This window comes from Alteromonas sp. KUL49 (assembly GCF_006538345.1).
Classification (GTDB): domain Bacteria; phylum Pseudomonadota; class Gammaproteobacteria; order Enterobacterales; family Alteromonadaceae; genus Alteromonas.
Map to the genome: position 1 here is coordinate 98,469 of NZ_BJKL01000011.1, position 16,190 is coordinate 114,658.

Here is a 16,190-nt window from a genome sequence, read left to right on the forward strand (position 1 = left end):
TACGCAAAGTAGCACTGAAACTTTACCTTGCTAAAGGAAAAAGCAAATGATCAAAACATTCGTTAAATCTATTACCTTACTAACCTTTCTGATCCTTTCCGTCTCGTATTCGCACGCGTCGGTTATCCGAAATTTTCAAATCCAAATTGCCATAGATAATGATTTCGCCATATTTGCCGGCAGTAGCTCGGGTGTTAGCGAGCTCTTATATCAAAATGATGCTGATTGGTATAACCAAGTGGATGTACTCAGTACGTTGGATTTTAGTCTAGATCCTGGTGAAGACACGATTTATGTTTTGGCTATGGATGGTGGTGGTATCACTGGTTTCGGTGGCTCCATCAACGGTGAAAATGTCATGGACACCAATTTAGATGTTGCCGTAAGTGATGACATAAGTAGCTTCTTGTTGGGCTACAACGCCAGCGATGTAGCTAATGCGAGCTTCGACGCTCGATTGGTCGACGTACAATCGGCCTTTACGAGCCTTGTATGGAACACATCACCCACGCGCTCAAGCCTCAGTAACTCGGTTTCATCAAGTTCAACGGCAGTTGTTCAAGATATTCTTAATCTCGACACTAGAATCAGTAAAGAGGCTTATATTTGGGGAGTAGAAGAGGCGGTACTTTATAGATTTAACGCACCCCAGCTTAATATTGCTGTTCCCGAGCCATCTATGTTGGGCGTTGTTGCTTTCGCTTTATTCGGAATGCGCAGGCTATCAAAGCGGTAAGCTTTACCTGAAATAGACAATTATTACTTTGCCCAATTGTCTAAAGATGAAAAAAACCGATGTGTCGAACATCGGTTTTTTCTTCAAGGTTAGAAGGTCTTGTGACACTTAATACTTGCGACGCTTCAAGCCTGTCTCTGCAAGAATTTTGGCGGAGATTTCTTCAATAGAGTATTTCGTACTGTTCAAGAAAGGGATTTTTTCTTTGCGGTACAGGTTTTCTACTTCTCTTAGCTCCATTCGACATTGTTGTATTGACGCATAACGGCTATTCGCTCGGCGTTCTGAACGGATCTGATGTAGACGGTCTGCTTGGATCGTTAATCCGAATAACTTGTTTTTGAATCTACGGAGTATGGGAGGCAATTTGAGCATGTCGCCCATGTCTTCCTCGGTAAAGGGGTAGTTAGCCGCTTTAATCCCATATTGTAAGGCTAGATAAAGGCTTGTAGGTGTTTTGCCAGATCGAGAAACCCCTACTAGTATTATGTCGGCCTCTTCGTAGTCTTTTAAATTAGAGCCATCGTCGTTGGCTAACGCGTAGTTAACCGCCTCTATTCTGATGTCGTAGGTAGTTTCATGGATACTGTGGGTACGATGTTTCTCTGGTTTAGAAGGAATGCCAAGTACTTTTTCGAGCGGAGCAACAAACTGGTCGAGAAAATTATAGTTAATTCCTACGGACTTAGCGACGATCTTGCGAATATCTACATTCACAATTGTATAAAAAACGAGCGGTCTTTCTCCGGTATCTTGAAAACTTTCAGATATTTGATCAAGAACTTTCCGTGCTTGGTCCTCAGTTTCGACAAATGGAATGGTGATGTGATTAAACTCAACAGGAAACAGAGAAAGCAGGGCGTGGCCGAAGACCTCGGAAGTAATGGCAGTACCATCAGAAATGTAAAAAGCTGTACGCACAACATATCCTTAACATTGTTGTAAATTTATTACAGTTTTAATAAATATTTTACTTTGAGAATTCGCCCATTCTAAGATGATTTCGCTGCAAAGTGATACGACTTTCAGCAAAGAACACGGATGACGGACTGCGTCAAAGTGATTATTTATACCCTACTAAACATAAGCCGGAGGCTAGGGCAGTGCAAGAATACGTACTTTGGTATCAAGAACTGGGCATGCACGATGTGGGTCGCGTGGGCGGCAAAAACGCATCGTTAGGTGAGATGATTTCAAACTTAGCGAATGCAGGTGTGCAAGTGCCGGGTGGTTTTGCGACTACCGCAGAAGCATTTAACGAGTTTCTAGACCAAAGCGGTTTGGAAGCTAGAATTCACGATGTACTAGATACGCTGGACGTTGATGACGTCAATGCATTGGCAGAGGCGGGTAAAAACATCCGCGAATGGATCATCGACACGCCGTTTCAGCCAGCGCTAGAAGACGCTATAAAAACAGCGTTCGTTCAACTTCAGGGCGATGCTGGCGAAGAAGCCTCTTTTGCGGTCCGTTCTTCTGCAACAGCTGAAGACATGCCGGACGCTTCTTTTGCTGGTCAGCAAGAAACGTTTCTTAATGTGAAAGGTTACGACGCGGTTTTGATCGCCATCAAACACGTTTTCGCGTCTTTGTTTAACGACAGAGCAATTTCTTATCGTGTTCACCAAGGTTATGACCACAAGGGTGTAGCGCTTTCTGCGGGCATTCAGCGTATGGTCCGCAGTGACATTGCGTCTTCAGGCGTAATGTTCACTATAGACACCGAGTCTGGCTTTGAAGACGTAGTATTTATTACTAGCTCATACGGCTTAGGTGAAATGGTTGTTCAGGGGGCAGTAAACCCTGATGAATTTTATGTGCACAAGCCAACGCTAGACAAAGGGTTACCGGCTATTGTTCGTCGTAACTTGGGTAGTAAACTTACTCAAATGATTTATTCGCAAGACGAATCTCACGGCAAGCAGGTCTCTATCGTCGATATTGCACCTGAACAGAGTAAAGTTTTCTCTTTGACCGATGACGAAGTCATGGAGCTAGCCAAACAAGCGCAAATTATCGAAAAGCACTACCAGCGTCCTATGGATATCGAGTGGGCGAAAGACGGTGCCGACGGTAAGCTGTATATTGTTCAAGCGCGTCCAGAGACTGTGCGCAGTCGGGAAGATTCACAAAGTATCGAGCGCTTCCAACTCAAGGGCCAGAGCAACGTGGTGTGTGAAGGCCGCGCAATTGGTCACAAAATCGGTGCGGGTGAGGCCAAAGTGCTTGCTTCCATTGAAGAGATGGACAAAATCCAAGCGGGTGATGTACTTGTTACCGACATGACAGACCCAGACTGGGAACCTATCATGAAAAAGGCATCTGCGATTGTTACCAACCGTGGTGGCCGTACATGTCACGCGGCGATTATTGCCCGTGAGTTGGGTATTCCTGCGGTAGTGGGTTGTGGTAACGCCACTGATAGTATTCAAACTGGCGACAAGATTACCGTGTCTTGCGCAGAAGGTGACACAGGGTATATATACGGCGCTGAGTTAGAGTTCGACGTAGTGACCTCTCGCATTGACTCAATGCCAGACCTACCATTGAAAGTGATGATGAATGTGGGTAACCCAGATCGCGCGTTTGATTTTGCTCGCTTACCTAATAAAGGTGTCGGGCTTGCGCGTTTAGAGTTCATCATTAACCGGATGATTGGTGTTCACCCTAAAGCGCTTCTCAATTTTGATGACCAACCGGAAGAGTTGAAAGAAGAAATCAACGACATGATTGCCGGCTATGCCTCTCCTACCGAGTTCTATATCGAGAAATTAGTTGAGGGTATTTCGACGATTGGCGCTGCTTTTTCTCCAGAAAAGGTGATTGTGCGTATGTCTGACTTTAAGTCAAACGAGTACTTTAACTTGGTGGGTGGTTATCAATACGAGCCAGACGAAGAAAATCCAATGTTGGGCTTCCGCGGTGCAAGCCGTTACATCTCTGAAGATTTCAGAGACTGTTTTGCCCTTGAGTGTGAAGCTATCAAGCGTGTTCGTAACAAGATGGGGCTCACCAATGTTGAGATCATGATCCCATTTGTTCGTACCCTTGAGGAAGGACGCAAAGTGCTTGAGCTGCTTGAAGAGCAGGGACTCAAAAAAGGCGAAAATGGCCTGCGCGTTATCATGATGTGTGAGCTTCCTTCTAATGCATTGTTGGCTGATCAGTTCCTCGATATCTTTGACGGGTTCTCAATTGGTTCAAACGACCTTACTCAGCTGACTCTTGGTCTTGACCGCGACAGTGGTCTTATTGCGCACTTGTTTGATGAGCGTGACCCAGCCGTTAAAGCGCTGCTGTCTATGGCTATTCAAGCGGCCAAGAAGCGTGGTAAGTATGTAGGTATTTGTGGTCAAGGCCCTTCAGACCATGAAGACTTTGCCGCATGGCTAGTGGCAGAGGGCATAGACTCTGTGTCACTCAACCCAGATACGGTAGTAGAGACCTGGTTGTACCTAGCTGAACAGCACGGTTAACCTACTTTTTACGGTAACTAGAGCCCTGCTTTTACAAGCGGGGCTTTTTTTTCGATTTTTTATCAAATGTCGTATATACGACAGTTTGTGACTATTATTGCCAGTATTCTGTGTTTAATTGTTAATCTAAGGTTGCAAATAAATGAAAAATCTTGAACAGCACTTAAGTGAATATGCCGGTTACCACAGAGACCACAGGAACATTCTGACCCATTACTTTGGGATCCCATTGATTGTGTTCGCAGTGTTATGCTTACTCAGCCGCCCAATGTTTGATGTGACTTTACCTGTAGTGGGTGAAGCCGTGCTTTCTCCCGCACTTTTTGTATGGCTCATCGGTAATCTATTTTATTTGAAACTAGATTTGCGTCTTGGCGCCGTGATGGTGATTTTAACTGGCGCTATGCTATGGCTGGCACAACCAGTCGCCATTCAGAGCACACTCGTATGGCTTGCCGTATCCGTTGGTATTTTTGTTGGCGGGTGGGTGTTACAGTTTATCGGGCATTACTACGAAGGCAAAAAGCCTGCGTTTGTTGACGATTTAATGGGCTTGGTCATCGGTCCACTATTTGTAGTGACCGAATTGGGATTTGAATTAGGTTTACGCGGTGAGCTACAGCAAAAGATCGAGCAGAATGTCGGCCCTGTGCACTAATCAATAATCGTGTAACGATACAAACCAATAAAAAGGAAGTGATGAGTTTTTTACCGCGTTTAGTAAAAAGTCCATCACTTCCTGTTGGTTCTCGTTTGTGACCTTATGCTTTTAGCTGGTCACCTATGGGGAGCGTTCGAATTCGCTTCCCACAAGCTGCAAAAATAGCATTACACAATGCTGGAGCATAAACAGGTGTTGCTGGTTCACCCACACCCGCTGGTGCTTCTCCGTTTTGAATGATCTCCACTTCTACGTCCAGCGGTGAATCACTCATTCTGGGCACACGGAAGTCGTGGAAGTTGCTCTGTTGAACACGGCCCTCGTCGAAGGTAATGCCACCACTGATTGCGGTAGTAATACCGTAAATTGAACCACCTTGTGTTTGGTTGATCACACTATCGGTGTTTACCACAGTACCCGCATCTACAGATACCCAAGACTTAATGATATCGAGCTCACCAGAATCGCTCACTTCCACTTCAACAACAGTAGCAATGTACGTCAAGAAGCTACGGTGAGCCGCAATACCTAATCCTCGGCCTTTAGGAAGTTCACGGCCCCAACCACTCATATCGGCAACTTTCTCGATTGCACCTCGTAATCTGGCAATATCCAACGGATAAACCGACTTATTACCCCAGTAGTTGTTGTACTTGGCGTTCTGGGTGGTTACGTCGAGTACTCTGTCTGGGCCAATGACTTCGAGTAAGTAGTCTTTTTGGTCCTTTCCTGCTTTATGAGCGGCTTCGGCAATAAAAGACTGCACCGCAAAGGCATGGAATATATTGGTTACTGAGCGCATCCAGCCAATTCGAGCTTTAGCGGGGGCTTCGCCTCGCTCAAGTTTTAAGTTAGGCGTAAGGATGGGATTGTCGGTAAATCCAAGATCAAGTTCAAAGCTGAAAGGAGCATTGGCACCTTCAGCAAATGTTGATGCAATTGGGGCAAACGCTGTGCGATGCAAATAGGCTTCAATACCGCCTTGATCATTCAACGACGCTTCTATGTGTTGTGCCGACACGGCATGATAGTAACCGTGTTGAATGTCGTCCTCTCGCGTCCATTGAACACGAATGGGTTTTCCGGTTTTCATCGACACATAAGCGGCTTCAGCAGAAAAGTCGGGCTTTGATTTACGTCCAAATGCACCACCAAGCATAGTCACGTGAACATTGATCTTTTCCTTCTCCATACCCACCATTTTACCCACGGTTTCCATGTCTGCTTGTGGGTTCTGAGTAGAAGCCCAAACATCTACTCGGTCCTCGTAGTACATAGCAGTCGCACAAGGCGGCTCCATAGGCGCTTGGGTTAAATGGGGCATGTAATAGTCAGCTACTAACTTGTCCGTGTCATTGGCAAGCACACTGGCCGCATCACCTTTCTCTCGCACCATTTCCTGCGGTGCATTCACCGTTTCAAGCAACTGCGCTTTGAAGCTTTCCGAGTTGTAGTCACCGTTTGGGCCATCATCCCATTCAATTTTTAATGCGCGACGACCTTGCATTGCAGCCCATGTGTTCTCGGCCACTACAGCAACACCGCCCTTAGGTTGAAACTGCGGCGCTCCGGTGGGTGCAGGTATGCTGACCACGTCAATAACGCCTTTTACTGCTCTTGTCGCGGTATCATCCACCGATTTAACTTTTCCACCAACCACAGGCGGGCGTTCAATAATGGCGACAAGGGCTTTCGGCGCTCTTACATCAGCGGCAAAAGTTGCTTTACCAGTCACGATATCCTGAAGGTCAATGTGCGCCATTCCAGTATTTATGTAACGCCACTCTTCCCGTGTTTTCAGTGTTAAAGCGTCTGCTTCAGGTGGCGTAATACTTAGGGCATCTGACACTAATTCAGCATAGGTGAATGTTTTACCCGAGGTATGGGTAACAAGGTGTTGCACCGCACTACACGATGAAGGCTCTACGCCCCAGCGTTTAGCGGCAGCATGTTGCATCATGTAGCGCACGCTAGCGCCCATTTCTCGTAGTCGCTGTAGATTGAATCGAATACTGCGCGAGCCATCGGTATTTTGGTCGCCATATTTGGGGTCGCCCTTGGCTTGAATAACAACGATCTTGTCCCATGCCGCTTCCATTTCATCGGCAACTATTTGCGCTACGGCTGTACGAATTTGTTGCCCCATTTCTGAACGATGGCAAGTAATTTCTACTATACCGTCAGGGCGAAGGGCGACGAATAGATTGGCTGTTTTGGCGGTATCTGATGGTGGAGTGAGCACGCCCGCGAGGGCTCGCGGCGCCGCGCCCAAGAAACATGTACCGACCACTAAAGAACCAAGGGCAGCTGACGATTTTAAGAATTTTCGGCGTTGCATATCGAAATATTGGCTCATGCGTTTTCTCCCTCTTTTTCAGGAGTGTAATACTCAACGCCAGCGATTGATTTTGAGGCTGCTTTAATTGCCTTATGAATGCGGGGATAGGTTCCGCATCGACAAATATTGCCCGACATAGTGGCGACGATTTCTTCATCTGTCGGTGTTGGATTCGACGCTAGTAAACTGGCTGCCTGCATGATTTGACCGCATTGGCAAAAACCACACTGTGGTACTTTGTTGTCTAGCCATGCTTTTTGCACTGGATGATCGCCGTCTTCACTTAGCCCTTCAATCGTTGTTATTTTTCTGCCCACAGCTGCAGAGACTGGAAGCACGCAAGATCGCTGCGCGACACCATCAATGTGAACGGTACATGCGCCGCACTGCGCCATACCGCAGCCAAATTTTGGACCGGTCAGATCTAGTTCGTCGCGCAAAAACCATAAGACAGGAGTGGTTGGGTCCCCTGAAAATTCGTAATTCTTTCCATTAACGGTCAAAGTTAACATCTAATGTTCTCCGTTTACGCCATAGTAAAACGCATTACGTTTGGCGGTGCCTGTAGAATGTTGTTGTTTGAACATGCTGTACGTTAAGCGTACTTATATCGAGGTAGGGGTTACTCTTTTATAGTGCACTAGGTGCAAAAAATACACTAGCATGCTAACAAATCTTTAACACAGAGAGTAAGACAAAGTAACCAATTTACACGATGATAAACATAGTATGTTATTTATCATCGCATGTGTATGGTTTAGCGCATTTTGCGAAGTAGTAAGAAGCGGTCGAGTTTACGAGCGCCTTTAGACATGAGGTTTTGATTAAACTTGAGCCATTGGCGAGCACGAGGCCAGTCGTAACTTAACAACATAAGGCCGCCCACTACCAACAAAATTGACCCGGGAAGTATGGTAAAAATGATCCCAGTCGCAAAAAGTAGCCCACCCAAGGTAAGACGAATATATTTCATTTGCTACCTCCGTTAAGCATTAATAATATCCGAAGTTTAATAGTGGTCGAGAATAGGTCAAAAGCCAACAAAGAGTTTGTAAACATTTGTGACGTGCATTGAATTCCGTTTAGATTAACACAGGTTAAAAATTCATATGAAAGCACAATAGGCTATAGAGCCAAGCTAGTTGAGTAGGTATACTGTCGAGCCTTCGTACTCTCAGAGGTATTACTACATTGAGTTTGCCACGTGTTGCCCCAGAACAAGGTCTTTCAAGGGATTATATTGCGTACTTAGACGAATTATCGTCGTCATCTTTTACCGGAGATGTTGAATACAGTTACGGCAGTAGGCTTGCTGTAGCCACCGACAACTCTGTGTATCAAAAGCTTCCACAAGCCGTTGTGTTTCCCAAAAGTGTAGAAGACCTCCAATGTATTGGTTCGTTGGCAAATAAGCACCCTCAAGTTGTGTTCTCTGCAAGGGGTGGTGGTACGGGTACTAATGGACAAAGTCTTACTGCTGGAATTGTGGTCGACCTTTCACGACACATGAACAAGATCCTCGAAATCAACGTCGAGGAACAATGGGTACGCGTTCAAACCGGTGTAGTTAAAGATGCATTAAATGATGCACTTCGTCCTCATGGCTTTTTCTTTTCGCCAGATTTATCAACCAGCAACCGAGCTACTTTGGGCGGTATGATCAATACCGATGCGTCGGGGCAGGGCTCTTTGGTGTATGGCAAAACTAGTGACCATGTGTTGGGACTAACGTCGGTATTATCTAATGGTGATATTCTCTCAACCACGCCATTAAGTGTAGAGGAAGCAAAACAGCGGTCTGAGACCGATGACAGTTACGGCAACATATTAAAGCAAGTATTTGCATCGTGCGTAGAACAGCGTGATGCGATATTGGCGAAGTTCCCTAGACTCAATAGATTCCTCACCGGTTACGATTTAGAACACGCTTACGATAGCGAGTCTGAAACTATTGATGTGAGTCGTTTGATCACTGGTTCCGAGGGATCCTTAGCCATGGTCGCCGAGGCAAAACTTTCCCTGACGCCAATCGCCACCTACAAAGCGCTAGTCAATATTAAGTACGACAGCTTCGAATCAGCGCTACGACATGCACCACGCATGGTTGCAGCCAAAGCTACCTCGGTAGAAACCGTAGACTCTACGGTATTGAACTTAGCGAAAACCGACATTATTTGGCACTCCATTGCTGATTTGATTACTGATGTACCCAACAAAACCTTGTTGGGATTAAACATGGTGGAGTACAACAGTAACGACGAAAGTGAAATCAAGGAACGAATAGCTGCGCTCGAAGCAGAACTCACTGCTGCCAGTGAAAATGGAGAGTTTGGTGTTATCGGTTATCAGGTAACCTTCGATAAGTCGGATATTAGTCGTATTTACGCCATGCGTAAAAAAGCGGTCGGTTTGTTGGGCAAAACGGAAGGTACGCAAAAGCCGATTGCCTTTGCCGAAGATACCGCCGTTCCTCCCGAAAATCTTGCCGACTTTATCATGGAGTTTCGTGAGTTACTCGACGGTGAAGGATTGCGATATGGCATGTTTGGCCATGTTGATGCTGGTGTACTTCACGTACGCCCTGCATTAGACCTATGTGACGTCGAACAAGAAAAATTAATGCACAGCTTGTCTGACAGAGTAGTGGCCCTAGTTGCCAAGTACGGCGGCCTAATGTGGGGCGAGCACGGTAAAGGCTATCGAAGCGAATATGGTCCTGCGTTTTTTGGTGAGGATTTATTTAACGAGCTTCGACGGATAAAAGCGGCTTTCGACCCCTCGAACAAAATGAATCCGGGCAAGATTTGTACGCCTATAGAAAGTAATGACGAATTGGTGAAAGTGTCTGACACCAAGCGTGCAACCTATGACCGTACTATTCCAGTGGCATTTAAAACAGCATTCGCACCTGCTATGGACTGTAACGGCAATGGTTTGTGTTTTAACTATGACGCTACATCGCCTATGTGCCCGTCGAGCAAGGTCACTCGTGACCGCCGTCACAGCCCAAAGGGCAGAGCGGGATTGATTCGAGAGTGGATCCGTTTGCTCGGCCAGCAAGGTGTTGACACCAAATCACTGAGTGCAGAGCAGTTCAGTTCGTCGTGGTGGGAACGTTTTGTTAACTCACGTAAAAAAGAAGAAGATTTTTCTCATGAGGTGCTAGAGGCCATGAATGGCTGTTTAGCATGTAAGTCTTGCTCTAGCCAATGCCCAGTGAAAGTCGACGTTCCTGAATTTAGAGCGACCTTTTTATCTATTTATTACCAGCGCTATCTTCGCCCAGCAAAAGATTTACTTGTTGCCAACATTGAGAGAATGGCACCGGTAATGGCGAAAGCACCGTGGTTATTTAATGCCTTTTTAAAACCTGCAATTGCACAGAAGGCCATTGAATCGACTATTGGTTATGTTGATGCGCCAGTACTTTCTTCTCCGTCACTTGAAAAGCGCGTTGCCGGCAAGGTAGCACGCTATGATTACAACGTATTGTCTGCTCTGTCTGAAGAAGAAAAGCAGTCTACCGTCATCGTTGTTCAAGACCCATTCACAAGTTTTTATGACGCTGGCGTCGTTGAAGATTTTATTGCCTTGATTCGAAAGCTCGGCATATCGCCAGTATTGCTTCCGTTTAAACCTAACGGTAAACCGGAGCACGTAAAAGGTTTTTTAGAGCGCTTTGCTCGCACGGCGAAAAACACAGCGAGCTTTCTGAATGAAGTGGCCGCACTAGATATTCCCATGGTGGGCGTAGATGCATCTTTGGTGCTTTGTTACCGAGACGAATATAAAAAGGCGCTGGGTGAGAAGCGAGGCGACTTCCAAGTATTGGCCGTACATGAATGGCTTTCTGAATTAGGCGATACCGTATGGCAGAATGTTGCTCCGTCTAGCGACACTGCACCGCTTGCGTTACTGAGTCACTGTACCGAAAAAACCGCATTGCCTACCTCTGAAAAGCAATGGCAGCAAATTTTTGCAAAAGTAGACCAATCAGTTGACGTTGTTGCCGTTGGCTGTTGTGGTATGGCGGGTACCTATGGGCACGAAGCAGAACAAAAGCAAAAGTCGCTCGATATTTATAACCTGAGTTGGGAACAAGCATTAAAGCGTTATCCAGCGGAAGCAGTAATGGCCACCGGATATTCCTGTCGAAGCCAAGTGGCAAGAATAGAGCGCTTTAAACCAAAGCACCCAGTACAAAGTTTACTGGCGTGTATAAACAATAAATAACAAGAAAACTTAGAGAAATATCATGGCAGAACAGAACCGATTAACTGAAGAACAAACCGCTGAATGGATCAAGCTCCAATTACAGCGCTCGAACAAGCACCTTGCAGAAAATGGAGTGTTATTCGACGCAGTGGTGATGGAAGAGAGCCGTTATTTGGCACCCTACATCGCGTTGTGGAAAATTCGAGATAATGAGAGCAATTATTATTGGGTACTTTCGGGAGATTTACCTGTCGACTTTACCGTGATTGGCAATGCAGAAGACGCTCGTGGAGCAATGAAGTACTTCTCAATGTCTTGGCAAATGAAAGCCGAAAACATTCGTGCTGCAAACGCCGTTGACGAAGAGCAGCTCAAATACGCTGCACTGTTGCAAAACCGCGCTGAGAGTATGTATACGCTACAAAACGCTGACGACCTATGGGTTCAACAGTAGCTGATTAGCTCACATTGCGCGGGTCATCACCTAAAACCCGCGCTTTTTTGTCAATGCATCTTTGACACATCTGGCAGTGAGAAGCGTTCAGTAGAACACCCCATGCGCTGGCGTGGAATACCTGCATCCATGAATACTTGCCCAACCGGCTCGAAGCCGAGTTTGGTATGATAGGGCACGCTGTCCAGCGAAAGATTGACTTTGACAATGGGCAGTTGTTTGGTTTTCGCCAGTTTGATAAGCGCTTTGAACAACACTTTATACACACCTAAGTGGCGATGTTGACGTTTAACGGCAACTCGACCAATTTCACCTTGGAGAGTAAGTCTAGCCGTTGCAATTGGCTCTTTGTCTGGGTCATAAACGAGCACGTGATACGCTTTGGGATCGTGTTCGTCAAATTCAGCCTCTCTCGGTAAACGCCATTCCAGTACAAATACCTTTTCTCTCAGTGCTTTAAGTCGATTCTGACTCCGTTCCCAATCGACGCTTTCTGTTGTAAACGTCATGATTACTCACTACCCGTGTTGAATGTCCCAATACCCTTTGTTAACAAGTGTAGTTAAGGTTTTTAAGAACGCCAACGATGGTTTTTTGTTCAATTGAGATAATGAAAAATTATTCATATTGAGCAACACCGTCACTGCTTCTGCGTCTTGATGTTGGTATGAGTATGTCTCTCCATTGACGAAAAATACGCCCTCTACTGAGCCCGTGGGTAAGATGGGCCTGTTTCCGGGGGAGGGATAAAAACAAGCACCATTCACAAGAGCTGCTTCAATGTCGTCAACTGAAATTTCGTCCTCTGGTATAAAGTCTGGTAGTCCCTGCTCACTGAGCATTTCTATCAACGACGAAGTAAATAAATCGGAATCAATAGCACTTTTGAGCATTGTTTTTAAAGTGTCGATTTCTTCTTGAGACATCTCGGCAGGTTGAGGTGCTGAGGGGCGCGCTGGGTCAGAAAATCTAGGTAGTTCACATTCTTGCGCTAGTGTTTGGCTCAGAATGTTCGCGAGAGTGCTGGTATCCGGTGCTCTAAATCCCACGGAATAGGTAATACAGTCTTCTAGCGCAACGCCGTCATGAGGCCAACCGGGTGGAATGTACAAGACATCTCCGGGCAGCAGAACTTCATCGATAATGGGTGTAAAACCGCTTATCTGGCGAAGCTCTGGATGGGGAAATACGTCGTCATAGAGGCCTTTTTCTCCTACTCTCCAACGACGACTGCCTTTTCCTTGCACTAAGAAGACGTCATATTGATCAAGATGTGCACCCACTCCTGCGCCTGCGGTAGCAAAACTGACCATCACGTCGTCCATACGCCAATTAGGTATAAACCTAAAGGGCTCAATCAGCGCGCCAACGTCATCGATGTACTTATCAACACCTTGGACTAGAAGGGTCCACTGGCCCTTGCACACATGCTCAAATTCATCAAACGGACCGTGAGCAACATCCCATATACCATCTTGGTTTTTGATAATACGACTGTCAATGTCGTCCTCTTGCGCCAATCCCGCAAGATCATGCTCATCGATGGGGTCTTCAAACGCCGGAAATAGTTGTCGCAGTACCACTGGCTTTTGTTGCCAAAAGTGTTTGAGAAATTGAGATACACCAGCAAAGCTGTGAAGATCGAGTGAGGTCATTAAGCACTTTGAATTACTGTATTTGAGCAAATTATATCAATCCTTTGCCGTTAATTCCCCATGTTCTGCAAGCGAGCATTCGTAGGCGATGGCCTTTGCTGTTTTAGTTTGTACTACTATCTGACGAAATTGTTGTTTATGAGATGGCGCGATCTGCGCGTAGAGTGCTTCACATATACACAGGTGGTTTGCTCTGCCGCATTGCTCCAAAGAAGCGGCGTGATTCACTGTGCTTCCCCACAAGTCAAAGTGTGCCAATGCTCGTTGTGGTAGCCCAGCACTCACTGGCCCCGCCGACATTCCTATTCGCAATTCACACTCTATCCCATGAAGTTTGGTGACTTGTTGAAATTGTCTAAATGAAGCGAGGGCAAACTCAAGGATGGCGTTGCTACAGGCTTTTCTCGTTGTCAGTTTTGCTGTAATTCCACTAGCAGCCATGTATTCATCGCCGTTGGTTTTAACGGGGAGTATATTGAATAATTCTGTGTGCTTATCAAAGCTTTGGTAAAAGGTATCGAGCAATGTAAATAGGGTATTTTTGTCGAGTGAGGATGTCAGTGTTTGATAGCCTTTGATGTCTGCAAACATCACACAGGCGTAAGGTACATCTTGCCTATGTTGAGTGTTAGGGGCTTGAATTAACTGAGTGAGCGGTTCGGTTTTTTGCAGTACTTGTCGAGTATTTTTGTAATGGGAGGATATTATTGACCATCGGTTTGCGGTGAATTTGTGTAAGTAAGTGATTATACAAATGCAGCCGATGGCTAACGTAATACTATTCCCTTGGCGCAATCCCGCTTCCCATTTTTCTAGCGAACTAGAATGTACGCTATCTAATAGTATAAAAGTCACTGCGTACGCCGCACTCCAGCAAATACTTTGTTTTATCTCGGTTTTCCTAAAGATAAATCCGCTCACCAAACATCCAATCAGTAGAAAGTGCTGAGTAAATAGGTCTGCTTTCCACAAGAGCGTAGCGCCAACAAGATAAGTTAAAAAAGCGATGATAAGTAGCAGTCTGGCGTCTTTAAGATATCCTTGAGAGAGCAGGTGTATTGCTAATCCTGTCATACAAATATGGGTAAATAAGTGAACCCATATTAACTTAGATACCGCGTATTGAATCACCAACGGAATTTGAATTAGCAAAGCAATAAGGAATAGCTGAGAGATAACCTTGAGTAGATTGTTGAGGGATGGTGGTGATTTGTGCATGTTTCGGCCAAAAAAAAGCGTGGAACATTCCACGCTTTTTAGAATACCGATGACGCGGTCAATTTATAACTGTTCTACCAGCCTGATTGCATCGCCAATGTAGCTTGATGGTGAAAGCTGTTTTAACTCATCTTTAGCCGCTTGTGGCATGTCTAAGTTATCGATGAACTCAGCAATGACTTCCGCGTTAACTTTCTTACCGCGAGTAAGCTCTTTAAGCTTTTCGTACGGTTTTTCAATACCGTAACGGCGCATGACAGTTTGGATTGGCTCAGCCAACAATTCCCAATTGCTGTCGAGTTCATCAAGTAGACTTTGCTCGTTCACTTGTAGTTTGCTAATGCCTTTCAGCGTAGCTTGATAAGCTATAACCGCGTAACCAACACCGACACCTAGATTTCTTAGTACCGTTGAGTCAGTTAAATCACGTTGCCAGCGAGATACTGGTAGCTTTGCCGCTAAGTGGTCGAAAATAGCGTTAGCAAGACCGATGTTGCCTTCAGAGTTTTCGAAGTCAATCGGGTTTACTTTATGTGGCATGGTAGAAGAACCAATTTCACCGGCAACTGTCTTTTGTTTGAAGTGACCAAGGGCAATGTAACCCCATACGTCTCTGTCAAAATCAAGAATGATAGTGTTGAATCGAGCAACAGCGTCGAACAACTCTGCGATGTAATCGTGTGGTTCGATTTGTGTAGTGAATGAATTCCACGTGATACCTAAAGAAGTCACAAACTTCTCAGATACGTCATGCCAATCAACGTTAGGGTAAGCTGACAGGTGAGCGTTGTAGTTACCTACGGCACCATTAATCTTTCCTAGTAGCTCAACTTTCGCAATTTGATCGCGCTGACGACGTAGGCGAATGGCAACGTTAGCCATCTCTTTACCCATAGTCGTTGGCGACGCTGGCTGACCGTGAGTACGTGCCATCATTGGTACTGTTTTGTATGCGTGAGCAAGGTCAATGATAGCGTCGATTAGCTTATTGCAATAAGGAAGCAAAACACTGTCGCGGGCTTCGGTAAGCATAAGCGCGTGAGAAAGGTTGTTAATGTCTTCTGAGGTGCAAGCAAAGTGAATGAATTCGTTAACAGCACTAAGTTCGCTGTTTGTTTCTACTTTTTCTTTCAGGAAGTATTCAACCGCTTTTACATCGTGGTTAGTGGTGCGCTCGATTTCTTTGATGCGCATGGCGTCATCAACGCTAAAGTTCGCAACGATACCGTCAAGTAGCTCGTTCGAAGCTGCAGAGAATGCAGGTACTTCTTCGATTTGTGGGTTGTTAGACAACATCTGTAACCAGCGTACTTCCACTTGTACACGGTATTTAAGTAGGCCATATTCACTAAAAATGCTACGCAATTCTGCGCTCTTTCCAGCATAACGACCGTCGACAGGGGAAATTGCAGTTAACTGGCTCAGTTCCACCTTTTG

13 protein-coding genes are annotated in these 16,190 nt (G+C 45.6%); 5 read left to right on the forward strand and 8 right to left on the reverse strand.

Features of this window, described 5'->3' with window-relative positions; genetic code table 11:
* The first annotated feature begins 46 nt into the window (after positions 1-46).
* Positions 47-736, forward strand: a complete 690-nt coding sequence (locus EYS00_RS17275) for a hypothetical protein (RefSeq protein WP_130638854.1) — start codon at positions 47-49, stop codon at positions 734-736.
* Between the two features lie 108 nt (positions 737-844).
* Here the strand turns inward: EYS00_RS17275 and EYS00_RS17280 are convergent, their stop codons facing one another.
* Positions 845-1,657 (reverse strand): pyruvate, water dikinase regulatory protein, encoded by an 813-nt coding sequence (locus EYS00_RS17280; protein WP_130638856.1) that lies wholly within the window; start codon positions 1,655-1,657, stop codon positions 845-847.
* Between the two features lie 182 nt (positions 1,658-1,839).
* Between EYS00_RS17280 and ppsA the strand changes: the two genes are divergently transcribed.
* Together ppsA and EYS00_RS17290 are read left to right on the forward strand one after the other, a co-directional pair.
* A complete protein-coding gene (gene ppsA / locus EYS00_RS17285) occupies positions 1,840-4,212 on the forward strand; it encodes a phosphoenolpyruvate synthase (protein WP_130638858.1) in 2,373 nt (790 codons plus the stop codon).
* Positions 4,213-4,354: 142 nt separating this feature from the next.
* Positions 4,355-4,870 carry a DUF962 domain-containing protein gene (locus tag EYS00_RS17290; RefSeq protein WP_130638860.1) on the forward strand — a complete coding sequence of 172 codons (516 nt, stop codon included), beginning with the start codon at positions 4,355-4,357 and terminating at the stop codon, positions 4,868-4,870.
* A gap of 103 nt (positions 4,871-4,973) precedes the next feature.
* On the opposite strand, the gene EYS00_RS17295 is transcribed toward EYS00_RS17290, so the two are convergent.
* The 3 genes from EYS00_RS17295 to EYS00_RS17305 form a co-directional block, all read right to left on the reverse strand.
* Positions 4,974-7,229, reverse strand: coding sequence for a xanthine dehydrogenase family protein molybdopterin-binding subunit (locus EYS00_RS17295; protein ID WP_130638862.1), 2,256 nt, complete (start codon positions 7,227-7,229; stop codon positions 4,974-4,976).
* Positions 7,226-7,723, reverse strand: coding sequence for a (2Fe-2S)-binding protein (locus tag EYS00_RS17300; protein ID WP_130638864.1), 498 nt, complete (start codon positions 7,721-7,723; stop codon positions 7,226-7,228). Before EYS00_RS17300 ends, EYS00_RS17295 begins: the two co-directional genes overlap by 4 nt.
* 245 nt (positions 7,724-7,968) lie before the next feature.
* Complete coding sequence (locus EYS00_RS17305) at positions 7,969-8,184, reverse strand: PGPGW domain-containing protein (RefSeq protein WP_130638866.1); 216 nt, start codon at positions 8,182-8,184, stop codon at positions 7,969-7,971.
* Positions 8,185-8,402: 218 nt separating this feature from the next.
* On the opposite strand from EYS00_RS17305, the gene EYS00_RS17310 reads away from it, so the two are divergent.
* Together EYS00_RS17310 and EYS00_RS17315 are read left to right on the forward strand one after the other, a co-directional pair.
* Positions 8,403-11,444 (forward strand): FAD-binding and (Fe-S)-binding domain-containing protein, encoded by a 3,042-nt coding sequence (locus EYS00_RS17310; protein WP_130638868.1) that lies wholly within the window; start codon positions 8,403-8,405, stop codon positions 11,442-11,444.
* Positions 11,445-11,466: 22 nt separating this feature from the next.
* Complete coding sequence (locus EYS00_RS17315) at positions 11,467-11,880, forward strand: DUF4826 family protein (RefSeq protein ID WP_130638870.1); 414 nt, start codon at positions 11,467-11,469, stop codon at positions 11,878-11,880.
* Positions 11,881-11,930: 50 nt separating this feature from the next.
* Here the strand turns inward: EYS00_RS17315 and EYS00_RS17320 are convergent, their stop codons facing one another.
* The 4 genes from EYS00_RS17320 to purB all read right to left on the reverse strand — a co-directional run bounded on the left by EYS00_RS17320 (position 11,931) and on the right by purB (position 16,184).
* On the reverse strand, positions 11,931-12,389 hold the full coding sequence (locus EYS00_RS17320; RefSeq protein ID WP_130638872.1) for a GNAT family N-acetyltransferase: 459 nt from the start codon (positions 12,387-12,389) through the stop codon (positions 11,931-11,933).
* Positions 12,390-12,398: 9 nt separating this feature from the next.
* Positions 12,399-13,535 carry a cupin domain-containing protein gene (locus EYS00_RS17325; RefSeq protein ID WP_130638874.1) on the reverse strand — a complete coding sequence of 379 codons (1,137 nt, stop codon included), beginning with the start codon at positions 13,533-13,535 and terminating at the stop codon, positions 12,399-12,401.
* A 36-nt stretch (positions 13,536-13,571) separates the two neighbouring features.
* Positions 13,572-14,753 carry an adenylate/guanylate cyclase domain-containing protein gene (locus EYS00_RS17330; protein WP_130638876.1) on the reverse strand — a complete coding sequence of 394 codons (1,182 nt, stop codon included), beginning with the start codon at positions 14,751-14,753 and terminating at the stop codon, positions 13,572-13,574.
* A 63-nt stretch (positions 14,754-14,816) separates the two neighbouring features.
* Positions 14,817-16,184, reverse strand: a complete 1,368-nt coding sequence (purB, locus tag EYS00_RS17335) for an adenylosuccinate lyase (RefSeq protein WP_130638878.1) — start codon at positions 16,182-16,184, stop codon at positions 14,817-14,819.
* Between the last annotated feature and the right edge of the window lie 6 nt (positions 16,185-16,190).